The organism is Burkholderia stagnalis (assembly GCF_902830275.1).
Taxonomy (GTDB): domain Bacteria; phylum Pseudomonadota; class Gammaproteobacteria; order Burkholderiales; family Burkholderiaceae; genus Burkholderia; species Burkholderia stagnalis.
Genome location: NZ_CADESW010000017.1, coordinates 17,104 through 33,729 on the forward strand (window position 1 = coordinate 17,104; position 16,626 = coordinate 33,729).

General features: G+C 63.7%; 14 protein-coding genes. 7 read left to right on the top strand and 7 right to left on the bottom strand.

Annotation, left to right across the window (positions count from 1 at the left end; all coding sequences use genetic code 11):
- Positions 1–128: 128 nt before the first annotated feature.
- The 5 genes from HWY45_RS25640 to HWY45_RS25660 form a co-directional block, all read right to left on the bottom strand.
- Complete coding sequence (locus tag HWY45_RS25640) at positions 129–1,526, bottom strand: amidase (RefSeq protein WP_059880197.1); 1,398 nt, start codon at positions 1,524–1,526, stop codon at positions 129–131.
- A gap of 750 nt (positions 1,527–2,276) precedes the next feature.
- Positions 2,277–3,125 carry a sugar phosphate isomerase/epimerase family protein gene (locus HWY45_RS25645; protein WP_059880025.1) on the bottom strand — a complete coding sequence of 283 codons (849 nt, stop codon included), beginning with the start codon at positions 3,123–3,125 and terminating at the stop codon, positions 2,277–2,279.
- A gap of 53 nt (positions 3,126–3,178) precedes the next feature.
- The gene (locus HWY45_RS25650; protein ID WP_059880028.1) at positions 3,179–4,342 is read right to left on the bottom strand and encodes a dihydrodipicolinate synthase family protein; all 1,164 of its coding nucleotides are present in this window, start codon (positions 4,340–4,342) and stop codon (positions 3,179–3,181) included.
- Positions 4,343–4,358: 16 nt separating this feature from the next.
- Positions 4,359–5,129, bottom strand: coding sequence for a 3-ketoacyl-ACP reductase (locus tag HWY45_RS25655; protein ID WP_059880031.1), 771 nt, complete (start codon positions 5,127–5,129; stop codon positions 4,359–4,361).
- 193 nt (positions 5,130–5,322) lie between these two features.
- On the bottom strand, positions 5,323–6,009 hold the full coding sequence (locus HWY45_RS25660) for a TetR/AcrR family transcriptional regulator (protein ID WP_059880034.1): 687 nt from the start codon (positions 6,007–6,009) through the stop codon (positions 5,323–5,325).
- A 231-nt stretch (positions 6,010–6,240) separates the two neighbouring features.
- Between HWY45_RS25660 and HWY45_RS25665 the strand changes: the two genes are divergently transcribed.
- The 4 genes from HWY45_RS25665 (at position 6,241) to HWY45_RS25680 (ending at position 10,803) form a co-directional block, all read left to right on the top strand.
- Complete coding sequence (locus HWY45_RS25665) at positions 6,241–7,752, top strand: CoA-transferase (RefSeq protein WP_081069706.1); 1,512 nt, start codon at positions 6,241–6,243, stop codon at positions 7,750–7,752.
- Positions 7,753–7,797: 45 nt separating this feature from the next.
- On the top strand, positions 7,798–8,571 hold the full coding sequence (locus HWY45_RS25670; RefSeq protein WP_059880037.1) for an enoyl-CoA hydratase/isomerase family protein: 774 nt from the start codon (positions 7,798–7,800) through the stop codon (positions 8,569–8,571).
- The gene (locus tag HWY45_RS25675; RefSeq protein WP_059880040.1) at positions 8,555–9,406 is read left to right on the top strand and encodes a shikimate dehydrogenase family protein; all 852 of its coding nucleotides are present in this window, start codon (positions 8,555–8,557) and stop codon (positions 9,404–9,406) included. The genes HWY45_RS25670 and HWY45_RS25675 overlap by 17 nt, the downstream gene beginning before the upstream one ends.
- A 92-nt stretch (positions 9,407–9,498) precedes the next feature.
- Complete coding sequence (locus HWY45_RS25680) at positions 9,499–10,803, top strand: MFS transporter (RefSeq protein ID WP_059880042.1); 1,305 nt, start codon at positions 9,499–9,501, stop codon at positions 10,801–10,803.
- A gap of 473 nt (positions 10,804–11,276) precedes the next feature.
- On the opposite strand, the gene HWY45_RS25685 is transcribed toward HWY45_RS25680, so the two are convergent.
- Positions 11,277–11,792, bottom strand: coding sequence for a hypothetical protein (locus HWY45_RS25685; protein ID WP_059880045.1), 516 nt, complete (start codon positions 11,790–11,792; stop codon positions 11,277–11,279).
- Positions 11,793–11,958: 166 nt separating this feature from the next.
- Here HWY45_RS25685 and HWY45_RS25690 point away from each other — a divergent pair, with 166 nt between their 5' ends.
- Entirely contained in the window at positions 11,959–12,516 is a 558-nt protein-coding gene (locus HWY45_RS25690) for an SLOG cluster 4 domain-containing protein (RefSeq protein WP_059880049.1), read from the top strand.
- Positions 12,517–12,544: 28 nt separating this feature from the next.
- On the opposite strand, the gene HWY45_RS25695 is transcribed toward HWY45_RS25690, so the two are convergent.
- Positions 12,545–13,468, bottom strand: coding sequence for an AraC family transcriptional regulator (locus HWY45_RS25695; RefSeq protein WP_059880051.1), 924 nt, complete (start codon positions 13,466–13,468; stop codon positions 12,545–12,547).
- A gap of 195 nt (positions 13,469–13,663) precedes the next feature.
- On the opposite strand from HWY45_RS25695, the gene HWY45_RS25700 reads away from it, so the two are divergent.
- Both HWY45_RS25700 and HWY45_RS25705 read left to right on the top strand, forming a co-directional pair.
- On the top strand, positions 13,664–14,125 hold the full coding sequence (locus HWY45_RS25700) for a (2Fe-2S)-binding protein (RefSeq protein WP_059563028.1): 462 nt from the start codon (positions 13,664–13,666) through the stop codon (positions 14,123–14,125).
- Positions 14,126–14,127: 2 nt separating this feature from the next.
- A complete protein-coding gene (locus tag HWY45_RS25705; protein ID WP_059880054.1) occupies positions 14,128–16,338 on the top strand; it encodes a xanthine dehydrogenase family protein molybdopterin-binding subunit in 2,211 nt (736 codons plus the stop codon).
- Positions 16,339–16,626: the final 288 nt, after the last annotated feature.

Consider the following 16,626-nt stretch of genomic DNA (forward strand, 5'->3'; position numbering starts at 1 on the left):
CCGTCGCATGAGTGAGAAAACCGCAGGCGGAGCGGCGCGTCCTGGTGAAAATCGAAAAGGAATACGAAATATATGAAACGCGATACCAACGTAACCACATCGACGGTATCGAAGTCCGGCTGCCCCGCTTACGTCAAATTGGGCAGCGCAGGCCAGGGCGGCGCAGCGGGCCGCCAGTCCTCATAGGCCTTGCCGAGCTCCAGTACGCGCCGGTCGGAGAAACGCGCACCGACTATCTGCAAGCCGATCGGCATGCCGCTGGCTGTGAAACCGCAATTGATCGAGAGCGCTGGTTGCTCTCCCATGTTCCAGGGCACCGTGAATGCAATGTGCTCGAACGGGCGGCGGGGGTCGTTGGTGGGACTTGCCCACTCGGCTGAATACCCGGCTATCGGGTTGACTGGAGACAACACAAAGTCGACGCGCTGGAACAGCCGAGCCGCCATCGCGCGCATCTCGAAGGTCTGGTCGAAACCGCGAACGGCCTCCACACCCGACACATTCGCGCCTTGCCCCGCCCATTCGACGATATAGGGCAGCACAAGCGACCGCTCGGCCTCGGTCAGAAGCTCCAGCTCGCTCCAAAGCCGCGCTTGCCAGAAGCGGTCGAGGCCATCGAGCATCGCGCGGTCAAGCACAGGCGCCACTTCCACGATCTCTGCGCCGTGCGCGGCGAATAGGTCTGCGGCCGCCCTCACGGCCGACTCGATCTCAGCCTCCAGTTCCAGGCCGCAACCTGCATCGAGCATCAGCCCGATGCGCAAGCCGCGCACGTCGGCGGGATCGATCTTCCAGTCAATTGGCTCGGGCGCGAGACTGGTCGCATCGCGCCAATCCGGGAGCGAAAGGAATTGCATGAGGAGTGCCGCATCGTCGACAGTGCGAGTCATCGGGCCCGCACAGCGGCCGGTGTAATACGGATCGATCGGCACACGCCCTTGCGATGGCTTGAAGCCGGCCAGACCACACCAGCCGGCCGGCAAGCGCACCGAGCCGCCTATGTCGGTGCCCACGTGCAGTGGGCCGTAGCCGGCCGCTGCTGCTGCCGCCGCGCCGCAACTCGAACCACCAGGGTTCATCGCCAGTTGCCAGGGATTGCGCGTCACACCGTGCAGACTCGACACCCCCGATGACAACATACCGAAGTCTGGCACGGTCGTCTTGCCGAGAATGACTGCCCCGGCACCACGCATGCGAGACGCCACAGGCGAATCGACGCGCGCGCGACGCGGTCTCGAACCCGCCGAACCTTGCCGCACAAGGTCGCCTTCGGTCGCGATCAGTTCCTTTAGCGTCACCGCCACGCCGTCAATCACGCTGAGTTGTGCATCCGTGGCCCAGCGGCGCGCAGAAGCCTGCGCCTGGAAACGCACCGACTCGGGATCAAACGCGCAAAGCGCATTAATATGCGGCTCCCAACGGGAGATATGTGCGAGCAGATGCTCAATGTAGTCCACTGGCGTCAGCGTTTTGTCGGCGTAGCGCGCGGCGACTTCCCGCGCGGTGAGATCGTGCAGCTCTGTCATGGTCATCCAACTCGTCGTAAATCGAAGTCTCCACTCGGTCGTAAGCGTAGTGATGCTGACCGAACCATGCTAGGAACAGTAACTACACAAAATTTTTGGCGGTTAGCGCGATTTTTGACGCGCAGTGCGCACTTTTTTAGAACACTGACGCTGTAACCGGGCCTCCATTTCGCGTACGACCCGAGACGTATCGCCGGAAACTTCGCGAGCACCGTATTAACCCGGTGATCACCAAGCCAAGGAAAAGCACGGCAGTGGTCTGGGAAATTCCGCTGGGTTGTCGAGCGGACTCATACGTGGCTTGCCGATGACGATTGCATCGGCAGCGTCCCGCATCGCGCCTGCTCTGGCCTCTTCCGGGTGCAGCGAGCTTGCGAGCGATCGAGAGCACCAGGGCCGGCTCAGGTAATGACTCGTTCTTTGTCGGTCCGACTACCTGTCAGATCGAGTCCCGGCTAATACATCCAGAGCGCACTCCACCCAACGGAAACGTGGCGCCACTCGGGTACCTGGGCGCCGCTTTCGTTATCGGCTTTGGAGCGCCGTGACCGTTTTCACGTGCTTCGACACGGTTTATTCACCCGCTTCGGGACGCTACAGCTAGTAGCAATCGCTCGGCACATCGAAGACGAGCAGGTTTCCGGCCGGTCAATCCGACCATATTCAATGGCAGACGCCGACGGTTGAGGAATTCAAGGCCGCCATAACTGCCACCTCCTTCACGAAGTCAGGCAGCTACCGCACTTATATTCAGCAGACGCTTTGCAGCCGCTCGGCGCAGCATTTCAGAATCGCTTCCGGTGGCGCTTTCCACCAGACATCCCGGGAGAAGATTTCCACCTCCGTCATACCGCCGTATCCCGCCGATTCAACCAGGCGCCTCGTCTCTTTCAGGTCGATCACGCCGTCACCCATCATTCCGCGATCGAGAAGCATGTCGTTGGTCGGCGTCAGCCAGTCGGATACGTGATATGCGGCAATCCGCGCCTCCCTCCCGGCCGCGGAAACCGACTCCGCGAGTTGCGGGTCCCACCAGCAGTGATACACATCGACCGCAATGCCCAGACACTCGTTTGTCGGGTCGAGTCGCCGGCACAGGTGCAATGCCTGTTCGACGGTGTTGATCACCGAACGCTCGGCTGCGTACATGGGATGTAGCGGTTCAATGGCAAGCCGCACGCCGACCTTCCTGGCTTCGGGCATCAACGCAGCGATTCCATCAGAGACCATTTCGCGAGCGGCCGACAGATCGCGGCTATTCGCAGGCAGTCCTCCCACAACCATGACGAAACATTCCGCTCCCAGTGTGGCTGCGTCATTGACTGCGCGGATGTTGGACGCAATATTTGCCGCCCGCTCCTGCGCTGTCGGCGCGGGGAAATACGTCGAACGGCAATAACCGGTCACCTTGAGTTCGAGCGCGCGAATCTGTCGTGCAATCTGCGATATATCTGCCGCCTCCACCTCGTGCCGCCACGGAGCGATGCCGCCGAAGCCCGCCCGCGCAACGCGGTCGATCGTCATCTGCAACGGCTCGCGATGTCCGAGCGTTGCAGTGTTGATTGCGCATCGATCCAGCCTTCCCTGCAAGGTGTTCATTTCTGCCTCAAACGGTTACTCACATCCCGTGACGCCAAACACGCCCGTTTGCTCTACGCGACGCAGCCAAGCGTCGTCATCAGCCCTTGCATTCGAGCAGTTGCCAGTTCAGGGTCACGCAGCAGGTTGGCCTGATCGGCAAGGCGGAACGCTTCTGCCAGATAGATGGGAGGTCTCATGCCGTGATGTCCGCCCAACATGAAGAAGTGAGGTTGAAAGCCGTTCAAATAGGCGAGGAGGACGACCCCTGTCTTGTAGTACTGGGTAGGTGCGCGGAAGATGTGCCGGGACAACGGGACCGTCGGTGCGAGCAAATGGTCGTAGCGAGCCATATCCCCTGCCGCCAGCGCGGCAAGTGCCTGCGAAGCAGCAGGCGCGACGGCGTCGAAGATGCCGAGCAGAGCGTGTGAGTAACCGACCTCGTCGCCAGCGATGAGCTCGGGATAATTGAAGTCGTCGCCCGTGTACATCTTGACTGACGCGGGCAGGCGACGGCGGAACGCGATCTCCTTTGCATCGTCCAGCAGGGAGATCTTGATTCCCTCCACCTTTGCCACATTCGAGGCGATGACCTCATGGCATACCTTTGCTGCGCTTTCGTAGTCGGCGTGCCCCCAATAGCCCGCCAGTTCGGGATCGAACGCTTCGCCGAGCCAGTGAAGAATGACTGGCTTGTCGCAGGCCGACAGCACTTCCCGATAGACACGGATGTAGTCGCCCGCCTTCGTTGCAACGCGCGCGAGCGCGCGACTTGCCATGAGAATGATCCGGCCGCCCGCGCGCTGGACGCTTTCGATCTGCGCAAGATAGGCCTTGATTACGTCGTCGCACGAACGCGCTTCGCCAACGGGCAGATGATCCGTGCCGCACCCGGACGCGATCAGCGCGCCAGGGATATCACGCGTTTCGTTCAATGTGCGGACGATCAGTTCTTTTGCCGATTCCCAAGACAGCCCCATGCCGCGTTGCGCCGTGTCCATCGCCTCGGCGATACCCAAACCTTGCTCGAGAAGGTAGCGGCGATATTCGATAGTCCGCTCCCAGTCGATCTCGCAAGCCTGCCCGAGTTCGCCGCTGCGAAGAGGGTCGGCCACGACGTGCGCAGCCGAATATGCGATGCGGTTGAATGGAGCCGCCGGCTTCACGGCTTGCAGCGGCGTGCCAGTCAGACGGTAATCAACGAGGGCGCCGTCCGGCGTGGGAAGTTTGATTTGCATGGCTTGACTTTCGAACTCAGTATTTGGAAACAAGGAGACCGCCATCCACGCGGATGGCCTGCCCCACGCTGAACGGCAGGCCGCCCGTCGCAAGCGTGCGTACTGCGACTGCCACTTCTTGCGGCGTGCCCCATCGTTTGATGGCAGTCAGCCCGTTCTCCATAAGTGCGTCGTAGCGCGCTTTGGACGGCGCAGTCATTTCCGTTTCGATCAGTCCCGGCTGCACTTCGAACACCCCGATACCGAGCTCGGCGAGTCTCAGGGAGAACAGCGTAGTCGCCATTGATAGGCCGGCCTTGGAAACGCAGTATTCGCTGCGTTGAGGCGATGCTGCGACGGCGTTGGAGGAAGTGATCGTGATGATCGAGCGATGGACGCCACCCTGCTGCGCTTGGGCCACCCGGCGGCCAAACGCCTGCATCAGGAAAAAAGTACCGCGGGTATTGACGTTGAGACAGCGGTCATAGCTTTCAGGCGTAACGTCGAGCAGATCGCCACGCGACATGACGGAAACACCGGCGTTATTGACCAGACACGTAACGGCGCCCAGCGAATCCTCGACGGCCTGAAGCAGCGCGTCGTGTTGCGCAATGTCGGCGAGATTCGATGTCAGCGCCGCAGACCGCACACCGACGCGCTCGATGTCGAAGCGCGTCGCTTCCAACTCCTGCGAAGGCTCGACGTCAGTGATTGCGACATCGAACCCCGCTTCTGCCAATTCAAGCGCGATGGCTCGTCCGATTCCGCGACGGGCTCCCGTGACCAGCGCGACCTTGCGTTGCTTCATTCCTCTCTCCTGTACGGCATTTCGTGACGGACGCCCTGCCGTCTTTCGCCGCGCCGTGAAAATTTCAAGTAACGATCCAGTTCGTTATTTAATGCTCGACGGCGCACGAAGTCAAAAAAGGGTTTTCCCTAGCGAAGCGGAAAACCCTTTGAGACTGAAGCCGGAGGGGAGATGAAGGAAGGCAGACGCCGCCTCAGCGCGGGCGCAGGATGCTGAATATGGTCTCGATGTTGAATTCCAGGCGCTTCTGAAGCGCCTCTTTCGAAACGAAGTCGAAGCCGAAGATGACCTCGCCGGTGAACCGGTTCGTCAGATAGTAGTACCCGATCGCCGCCAAAGTGAGATGCAGCTGACTTGCGTCGATGCCGGGCCGGAAGTCACCGGACGCTACGCCGCGGTCCAGGATTCGCTGGAGCATGTCGATGAAACCCCGATGCAACTCGTGGAACCGGCGCGATTTCTTGATGTGTCGCGCCCGATGGAGGTTCTCGCTGTTGACCAGAGACATGAACTCGGGATTCTTCAGGTAATACTCCCATGTGAAGGTCATTAACGTACGGATGGCTTCAACGGGCGGCAGGTGATCCAGCGCGAGCTTTTGCTCCTCGGTCCGGATGTCCGTCCAGATTTCTTCGAGGACCGTCTGGAATAGTTCCTCCTTGCCCTTGAAGTACTCGTAGATCATCCGCTTGTTGACGCCGGCCTTCTCGGCGATCGTATCTATGCGTGCGCCGCCGAGGCCGACCTTGGCGAACTCTGCCTTCGCCGCCGCGATGATTTTCGCCTGCGTCGCAATCGGGTCGCGAGTTCGCTTGACACGCTGCGACGCCTTTTCCGCAACAGGTGCGTGGTCGAGTCGTTCGACTGTCGTCGTTGGCATCTTCTCTCTTCAAATCCAAAAAATTAAACGTTAACTGCAAACCGACCGCGAAGGCATTGGCGGTTGCCCTCTCACGCCCCGCTCAGGACGACGTACCCCCTATCGTAAACCCGATTATCGCTCGCCGGCCTTGAGGACCTCGAATCTACGTGACATCATTTACCACAAGTAACGAACCAGTTCGGTGTTATAGAAATGCACCGAGCCGGGTACCAAGGACAAGGAGGCGATGTGAACAAGTGGATGAGCGCAGAAGCTGTCGCAGCTTCGATTCCTGATGGGGCAACGATCGCAATCACCGGCTCAGGCGGCGGACTGCTTGAACCCGATGCCGTGCTGGCCGCGCTCGAGACGCGGTTTCTGCAGACGGGCCACCCTCGCGATCTCACGGTCGTTCACGCGTTGGGCGTGGGCGATGGTCAGGGCAGCGGTCTGGGACGATTCGCGCACGTCGGCATGGTCAAGCGCGTCATCGGAGGCCACTGGGTGTGGTCGTCCGCCATGCAGGCCTTGGCGGAATCGGGGCAAATCGAGGGGTACAGCTTTCCTGGCGGCGTCATCGCCACGCTGTTCCGGGAGATCGGCGCCGGCCGCCCCGGTGTCATCACTCGCGTTGGACTGAGGACCTTTGTCGATCCCCGACTGGGCGGCGGGAAGCTCAATGCGGTCACCACTGAAGATCTCGTGGAACTGATCGAGATAGGCGGCGAAGAGTACCTGCGCTTCAAGCCCCTCAAGATCGATTTTTCCATCGTCATGGCTTCGTCCGCCGACGATCACGGAAATTTGTCCACGCGCCGTGAACCCGCCGATCTCGACATCTACGCCGTCGCGCTCGCAGCGCACAACGGTGGCGGCAAGGTGATCGCGCAAGTGAAGAGCAAGTCCGACGGCCACGTGCCGGCGCGTCTCGTTCGCGTGCCCGGTGTCATGGTGGACGTCACCGTTCGAACGCCATCCCAACGGCAGTGCGCAATCAGCGATTACGACGCGACGCTCAGCGGCGAATCGCTGGGCGAGACAGGCCACGCAGACACACCCGAAGGCATGCGCCTGATCGTTGCGGAACGTGCGGCGCAGGAATTGGGCATGAATCAGTCGGTGAATTTCGGATTCGGATTCCCCGGAGCCATTCCCGCAGTGCTGGCGGCACATGGGCGCGGTTCGGAATATTGGGGCTCGGTCGAACAGGGTATCCATCGTGGAGCCATGCTCGATGGCGCGATGTTCGGCACCGCGCGCAACGCTGCCGCGATCGTGTCAAGCGTTGATCAGTTCGACTTCTACAGCGGCGGAGGCATCGATATCACGTTCCTCGGCATGGGCGAGTTCGATGAACAGGGAAACGTGAACGTTTCAAAACTGGGCACCACTGTGGTTGGCCCCGGCGGTTTCATGGACATTGTTCAGGGTGCCAAAAAGATCGTCTTTTGCGGCGCATTCGAAGCAAAGGGCCTCCGCGTCGAGCGGAAGACCGACGATTCGGTCGAGATCGTGTCGCCCGGCTCGGTTCCCAAGGCAGTCAAAACCGTCCGCCATGTAACGTTCAGCGGCCTTCAGGCGCGCCTCGACGGCAAAGAGGTTCTCTACGTTACCGAGCGCGCCGTGTTCAAGCTCGACCCGCTCGGTGTCCGGCTGATCGAGGTAGCGAAGGGCATCGACCTTCAGAAGGACGTGCTCGCCCGGATGGAATTTGCGCCATTGGTCGATGAGCACCTGCTTGAATCGCCGGTCGCCCACTGAACCTCGACAGGCATCGACCCTTATCCGAATCCAGAGGTATTTCTCATGCAGCAAGATTCCGACGTCTGTTTCACCATCGAAGGCGCCGTTGCAACGATCACGCTCGATCGCACCGCCCGGCACAACGCGCTGACGACCGGCATGCTCGACGACATCGAGCGTTTCGTCGCGATCGTTGAACGCAATGACGAAGTACGCGTGCTGAAGTTCACGTCGAACAGTGAACGCTTCTTCTGCAGCGGCGCCGATATCAACGAATGGGGCGATGTCGACCCGCAAAAAATGGGCACGCGGTTCATTCGCGACGGGAATCGCGTTTTCCGGAGGATCGCGGAGCTTGATAAGCCCACGATCGCCGTGCTTTCGGGGAGCGCACTCGGCGGCGGATTGGAACTCGCGTTGGCCTGCGACTTTCGCTACGCAAGCTTCGACGCACGAATCGGTTTCCCCGAAGCGGCGGTCGGTGCAATTCCTGGCTGGATGGGCTGTGCGCGCCTTTCCGAGCTTGTCGGCGCCACGAGAACCCGTGAACTGATTCTGTTGGGCGAGCCAGTCGGTGCAGCCGTCGCTGAGCAATGGGGCATCGTCAACGAAGCGCTCCCGGCGAATGAACTCGCCGCTCGGGTAGACGCCGTTTGCGCGACGCTCCAGAAGCGCTCACGGACGTCCCTGTCCGTTGGCAAGCGACTCGTCCGGATGATGGAAACGGGGCAACACGAATACGCGCATGAACTCGCAGCGTCCGTCTGCAAGGCGTCGCCGGATGCCGCGGAAGGCGTATCGGCATTCCGCGAGAAGCGTCATGCAGACTTCACTTGATCCCACCGGCTCCGGCCGCGCCCGCGCGCCAACTCGCATCGATGGCGACACCAGGATTGTGGCGATCGTCGCGGATCCGATCTCGCAAGTGAAGTCGCCCCAGTTCTTCAATGCTCATTTCGCGCGGCAAGGCGTCAATGCCGTTCTGGTGCCCGCCCACGTCGCGCCTCGACGATTGCACGACGCTGTTCGAGGCCTCGCGGCCTTGCAGAACCTGGCGGGCGTCGTTATTACGGTTCCACACAAGGTCGCGGCAAGTGCATTGCCTGACGTGCAAATGACTGAACGGGCTGCAGCCATAGGCGCCGTGAACTGTCTTCGGAAACTGGAAGGCGGAGGGTGGATCGGGGACAACTTCGATGGAGAGGGATTTGTCATTGGCCTGGAACAGCAGGGCGTGTCGGTGTCTGGTCGGCAGATCCTTCTCGTCGGTGCGGCTGGCGGCGCAGGTCGCGCACTCGCGAACGCACTATGTACGGCACAGGTTGCGGCACTGAGGCTTGCCGATATTCGCGAGGAGGCTGCAGAGGCGCTGATGGCGGAACTTCGAAGCCGGTATGGGCAAGTGCGTATCGAATTGGCAGAAGCCCGCGGGAACCGCGCTGACGATCTGGTCGTCAACGCTTCCCCGGTCGGCATGAATCCAGCGGATTCCATACCGATCGACTTGTCGGGTCTCGACAGGAACGCGGTTGTGGCAGACCTGATCATGAAGCCCGAGCAAACACTTCTGCTTCGAACGGCTTCTGCGCTGGGTTTCAGGACACACCCCGGGCGGCACCTTCTTCTCAGTTCCGTTGGCCCAATGGCGAAGTTTATGGGCGTAGTTGATTGAAGCCGGTTATTGCCGGCACAGGTTGTCAGAGAACCGGCACATCGGCCCGATGCATGCGCAATGAAGCGCGTTCAAGGAGACAGGAGCAAGACATGGAACTCTCGAAATATCGTTGGCGCATCTGCGCCCTGCTATTTTTCGCAACGACGATCAACTACCTCGACCGCCAGGTTCTCGGGTTGTTGAAACCTGCCCTTGCCGTACAGTTCAACTGGACCGAAACACAATACAGCCACATCGTCGTCGTGTTTACGGCGTGCTACGCGATCGGGATGCTGCTTTCGGGCAAGCTCGTCGACAAGGTTGGTGTGAAGATCGGCTATGGCCTATGTGTGCTGCTGTGGAGCATCGCAGCGTGCGGCCATGCGCTCGTGCGCAGCACGTTGGGCTTCGGCGTGATGCGCGCGCTTCTTGGCATTTCGGAATCGGGAAGCTTCCCGTGTGCCGTGAAAAGCGTCTCCGAATGGTTTCCCCGTAAGGAACAGGCACTCGCCGTCGGTATCCTGACGTCCGGAACCAGCATTGGTGCTGTCGCCGCGCCCGCGGTCGTCCCATGGCTTGCCGCAACCTACGGTTGGGAGGCTGCGTTCTTCATTACCGGCTTGACGGGTTTCGTATGGCTCGGCTTCTGGTACGTCACGTACCAAGCTCCGCTGAAACATAAGAAAGTGACGAAGGCTGAACTCGAATACATCAGCGAGGATACCGCCTCGTCGTCCGAGACCGAGCCGGCGAAGGTGCGTTGGGTCTCGCTGCTCAAGCTCCGTCCGACATGGGCCTTCTTTGCAGGCAAGCTGCTGACCGATCCGATCTGGTGGTTCATGCTCTTCTGGCTGCCCTCGTACTTCAATTCACGGTTCCACCTCGATCTCAAGAATCTTGGCCTTCCGCTGGTCATCGTCTACATTGCCACGTCGATTGGCAGCATCGGCGGCGGGTGGGTTTCGTCGTCCTTGATCCGCCGCGGCTGGTCGGTCACGAAAGCACGGCAGACGACGATGCTCGTACTCGCGTTCCTGGTCACGCCGATTGCGCTGTCTCCGTGGATCAACGATATGTGGGCGATGGTGGCGCTCCTGAGCCTTGCCGCGGCCGCGCATCAGGGATGGTCGGCAAATCTGTTCACCACAGCGTCGGACATGTTTCCCAAGGCAGCTGTCGGTTCCGTGGTGGGTATCGGCGGACTGGCGGGTGCCTTCGGTGCAACGCTCTTCCCGCTGGCCGTTGGCGCCGTCCTCGATCACTTCAAGGCGCTCGGGCACATCGACGCGGGCTACAACATCCTCTTCGTGATCTGTGGCTCGGCTTACGTCGTCGCGTGGATCGTCATGAGGATGATCCGCTCGTCCACCCAGACTGTCGATCTCGCGCGGCTGTCGTCGAAGGCAAGCATGTAATCCGACGAAGCGAGACGCCCAGAGCAGGGGAACGACCGGGAACATGCAGCGCTCCCCTGCTCCTCGATATAGCGCCATACTCACCATCGCGCCCTATGTACTGGTGCGGGTGGTGGTGCCTTCAACAGGCCAGCGGACGAAGGCAACGACCCAGTACATCACCAGATTGTCAGCCGGCACCAACAACAGCAAGCAATGACGACGGCGCCGCCACCGGAAGCATGGGCGCCTTCGAGCTGACGGTCGCCCCCGGATCAAACTGCGCGGTCATGTCTGGCTGCGCTCAGACTTTACCGTACTGGTCAGGCTTAAACATACAAGCGCTTGCGTCACCGTCCGGATTTCCCGCAGCATGCGCGGGATGCCAGCCGATCCCGCAGCCTGCGAGTAGCGCGAGCGACCTGCAGAAACCCGCGACGGCTAAACGCTTCGCGGGTTCGTTGTTGCCGCTCGCCTTGCCTAACCGCGCGCGCTCATTCACACGCCGGCGCGAAATCGCGAGCAGCACCCCGCAACCGATGCGCAGCCAGCTTGCGCCTTACGACCTGCTCGAACTGCTCGGTCGCCGTACGCGGCTCGCGCCTCGCGAAGCCGAGCAGGTTGCGCGCGATCTGGATCGGCGTCAGCACGACGCCCCACGGCAGCCCCCACCATCCGCACACGGCCGACGTGAGCATCGCGATCGCCTGCTTCCTGCGGCCGCAGCGCCGGCAGCACACGTGGCGCCGCGTCGCCCATTGCGTGACAAAGATCAGCGACACCACGCGGTGGGCCGCATGGACGTCCACGGGGCCGTCCTCGCGCCGGCATATCGGGCACGGCCCATGCCGGCAGTCGTCGACGTAGAGGTGAACCTCGGCCGCGGACAGGCGCTCGGCGGTGACGATCACCGGATGCGATTGCGCGCAGGTCGCGCCGCAATAGCGATGGCCGTCGATCGACCGGCCGCCGACGAAATAGGTCTTGCCGCAATTGCTGCACTCTGCCACGTTGCCCTCGGATGTTTTTTATCGATCGCGCCCGCCATGCACGCAATGCGCGCGATGCATGGATCACATCCCGATTTATCGGCATGCGCCGGGCTGTCTTGAGCGCGTTGCCGGAGAAAATCCCTTATCCTCGGCGCCATTCGCGAACAAGAATCAGGAGGGCACGATGACGATCATTGGCGTGATGGGCTCGGGCAAGCACGAATGGCCGGATTTGGCGGCGCCGCTCGGCACGTGGATCGCCACGCAGGGGTTCGACCTGCTGACGGGCGGCGGCGGCGGCGTGATGCTGTCGACCGCGCGCGCCTATGCGACGACGCCGGGGCGCCGCGGCCGCTCGATCGGCGTCGTGCCGAGCGAAGCGCACCCGGTGTTCGGCTTCGCGCCGCTCGCGGGCTATCCGAATCCGTTCATCGACCTGCCGGTCGTGACGCCGCTGCCGCGCAAGGACGCCGATGCGCCGGACGACGCGCTGAATCGCAATTACGTGAACGTGCTGACGAGCGATATCGTCGTCGCGCTGCCCGGCAGCCACGGCACGCTCGACGAAATCCGCCTCGCGACGCGCTTCGCGAAGCCGCTGATCTGCGTCGGGCCGGGCGCGGCGTTCGACGGCGTCCCGCACGGCACGCGCATCGTGTCGGCGCTCGACGACGTCTATGCGTTCGTGCTCGCGCACGCACGCGCACGCCATCGGCCGGATCAACCCGCCGTCGGCGCCTGAGCCCCGGCCCGCGTCGCACGTGCCCGCTTCAGCCCAGCCACTCCTTGCGGCGCAACTGCACGACATCGCGCATCGGCGGCGCGCCGAACAGGCGGCTGTATTCGCGGCTGAACTGCGACGCGCTTTCATAGCCGACGCTCGCGGCCACCGACCCGACATCGCAGCCCGGCCGCAGCAGCAGCCGGCGCGCCTCGTGCAGCCGCAGCTGTTTCTGGTACTGCAGCGGGCTCAGCGTCGTCACATGCTTGAAATGATGATGCAGCGACGACACGCTCATGTTGACGACCTGCGCGAGCGTCTCCACCCGCATCGGCTCCGCGAAGTGGTCGCGGATCCATTCGATCGCGCGGGAGATCCGGTGCGTCTGGCTCCCCGCCACCGCCATGTGCCGCAGCCGCGCGCCCTGCTCGCTCGTCATCAGCCGGTACAGCAGCTCCTTCTCGATCAGCGGCGCGATCACCGGGATGTCGGCCGGCGTATCGAGCAGCCGCACCAGCCGCAGCGCGACGTCGAGCAGCGGCGGCGTCAGCTCGGCCAGCGCGATCCCTTCCCCCTCCGGCCCCGCGCCGCCGTCCGGCAGCCGCATCTCGGCCGCCAGCTCGACGATCCGCTGCGGGTCGAGCGCGAACGACATGCACAGGTACGGCGCGTCCGGCGACGCCTTCGTGACCCGCGACAGGATCGGCAAGTCGATCGACGTAATCAGGCAATTCTGCGAATCGTATTCGTACGCCTGATCGGCGACGACGACCCGCTTCGCGCCCTGCGCGGCGAGCACGATCGCGGCCCGCGACACGCCGCAGCCGAGGTCGACCGGATGGGTGTGCTTGTGGAACATCAGCGCCGGGATGGCCGTCGCGTGCGAGCCGTCGACCGGCGCAAAGCGGCTGATCAGCGCCGCCAGTTCGCGCCGCCCGGATGCGCGCGACGCGTCAAGATCGGTCATGTCCATCAGGATTGCCTCGTTTCGTCCATTTCCCCGTATCGCGCAAGCCTAGCAAGCCCGCCGCGTGCGCGCCCGGGATTTGCAGGATCGTTCAAGAATCTTGCAGAATCAGGTAGACGAAAAAACCGCGCAGTCGCGCACACTGCCGCCTATCCCGCCATCCCGGCACTGCACCGGGTTTTCCCCACGGAGAGACACGCCATGCCCACCTCGTTTGTCCTCAACGGCAAGAACGTCACGCTCGACGTCGATCCGACGACGCCCGTCCTCTGGGCGATCCGCGAACACGCCGGCCTCACCGGCACCAAATTCGGCTGCGGGATGGCCCAGTGCGGCGCCTGCACGGTCCATCTCGAGGGCCAGGCCGTGCGCTCGTGCGTGCTGCCGCTCGCCGGCATCGAAGGCAAGCACATCACCACGATCGAAGGATTGCAGAGCAAGCCCGCGCGAGCCGTGCAGGCCGCATGGGTCAAGCTGCAAGTGCCGCAATGCGGCTATTGTCAGTCCGGCCAGATCATGTCCGCAACTGCGCTGCTCGAACAGAACCCCGCCCCGACCGACGCCGACATCGACACCGCGATGAACGGCAACATCTGCCGCTGCGCGACCTATGCCCGCATCCGCGCCGCGATCCACGACGCCGCCGCTACCCTGAAGGCCTGATCATGACGACCGGATACGACAACCCGAACGCGGCCCGCCCCGCGCGCCGCACGTTCCTGAAGGCCGCCGGCGCCGCCGCGGCCGTCAGCCTCACCGTCGGCTTCGAATGGTTCGGCACGGGCCGCCGCGCGCTCGCCGCCACCGCGCCCGCCGCCGAGTTCGCGCCGAACGCATTCCTGCGCATCACGCCGGACGGCATCGTCACCGTGGTCGCGAAGCACGTCGAAATGGGCCAGGGCGCGTACACCGGCATCGCGACGATCGTCGCCGAGGAGCTGGATGCCGACTGGTCGAGCGTGCGCGTCGAAAGCGCGCCCGCCGACGCGAAGCGCTACTCGAACCTCGCGTTCGGCACGATGCAGGGCACGGGCGGCAGCTCGGCGATGGCCAATTCGTGGCAGCAGCTGCGCGAAGCGGGCGGCAAGGCCCGCGCGATGCTCGTGTCGGCCGCCGCGGCCCGCTGGAAGGTGCCGGCCGGCGAGCTGACCACCCAGGATGGTTTCGTCACGCACGCGAAGAGCGGCAAGCAGGCCAGCTACGGCGCGCTCGTCGAGCAGGCCGCGACGCTGCCGGTGCCGGCGCAGGTCACGCTGAAGCAGCCGTCCGAGTTCCGCCTGATCGGCCACGTGATCCCGCGCGTCGATGCGTCCGCGAAGACGAACGGCACCGCGCAGTTCACGCTCGACGTCGCGTTCCCGGGCATGCTGGTCGCGCTGCTGCAGCGCCCGCCGCGCTTCGGCGCGACGGTGAAGTCGTTCGACGCGACGGCCGCGAAGGCCGTGCCGGGCGTCGTGTCGGTGGTGCAGGTGCCGCGCGGCGTCGCGGTGGTCGCGACCGGCTTCTGGCCCGCGAAGCAGGGCCGCGACGCGCTGAAGGTCGAATGGGACGACAGCCACGCGGAACGGCGCAGCTCGGACGCGATCATGCGCGAATACCGGCAGCTCGCCGGCCAGCCCGGCACGTCGGCCCGCAAGGACGGCGACGCGAACGCCGCGATCGCCGGCGCGGCGCGCAAGCTCAGCGCGTCGTACGAATTCCCGTACCTGGCCCATGCGCCGATGGAGCCGCTCGATGCGGTCGTCAAGCTGACCGCCGACAGCTGCGAGATCTGGGCCGGCGACCAGTTCCAGACGGTCGATCAGGGCAACGCCGCGCAGGTCGCGGGCCTGAAGCCCGAGCAGGTGAAGATCCATACGCTGTACGCGGGCGGCAGCTTCGGCCGGCGCGCGAACGTGTGGTCGGACTACGTGGTCGAGGCCGTGTCGATCGCGAAGGCGCTCGGCGCGAACGGCAAGCCGGTGAAGCTGCAGTGGACGCGCGAGGACGACATCACGGGCGGCCTGTATCGCCCGATGGTCTTCCACAAGCTCGACGCGGGCCTGACCGCGGACGGCAAGCTGGTCGGCTGGCGGCACCGCATCGTCGGCCAATCGATCCTCGCCGGCACGCCGTTCGAGCCGGTGATGGTCAAGAACGGGATCGACGCGACGTCGGTCGAGGGTGCGGCGAACCTGCCGTACGCGGTGCCGAACGTGTCGGTCGAGCTGACCACCGTGAAGGGCGGCGTGCCGGTGCTGTGGTGGCGCGTGGTCGGCAGCTCGCACACCGCGTACGCGGTCGAGGCGTTCATCGACGAGGCCGCGCATGCGGCGGGCAAGGATCCGTACCTGTTCCGCCGCGACCTGCTCGCGAAGGAGCCGCGCATGCGCGCGGTGCTGGAGCTGGCCGCCGAGAAGGCCGGCTGGGATCCGGCGAAGCCGCTGCCGAAGGGCCGCGGGCGCGGGATCGCGGTGGCCGAGGCGTTCAAGAGCTTCGTCGCGCAGGTTGCCGAGGTGTCGGTGGGCGCGGACGGCAAGGTGAAGGTGGAGCGCGTCGTCTGCGCGGTGGACTGCGGGATCGCGATCAACCCGGACATCGTCGCCGCGCAGATGGAAGGCGGGATCGGCTTCGGGCTCGGCGCGGTGATGCACGGCGCGATCACGCTGAAGGACGGCCAGGTCGAGCAGCGCAACTTCGACAGCTACCAGGTGCTGCGCATCGCCGAGATGCCGAAGGTCGAGGTGCACATCGTGCCGTCGGCCGAGGCGCCGACCGGCGTCGGCGAACCCGGCGTCGCGCCGGTCGGGCCGGCCGTCGCGAACGCGATCTTCGCGGCGACGGGCAAGCGGCACTACGCGCTGCCGTTCGATTCGGCGGATGCGGCGAAGGCCTGACGGCGCGGCGTGCCGGGCGCCCCGTGCGTCCGGCACGCCGGTTCCGCTGCCGCTCCACCCTCGCGTTACGTCAGACGTAACGCCCGTAACGTCCCCCGCCGATGCTACGTAACAGTCCTTCAGCGTCGCGCCGCACGCACTTGTGCGCACCGCGTTAAAAATTCTTTTAATTCAGCACCGGCGCGGCTTCGCGCGCGTCGTGCGCCGCCGCATCGCCTGCGCTCGCCGGCGTGGCCCGGAATTTGCAGTACCTCCCTTGCAAACAATTCCTGCCACGGACATGCGAGG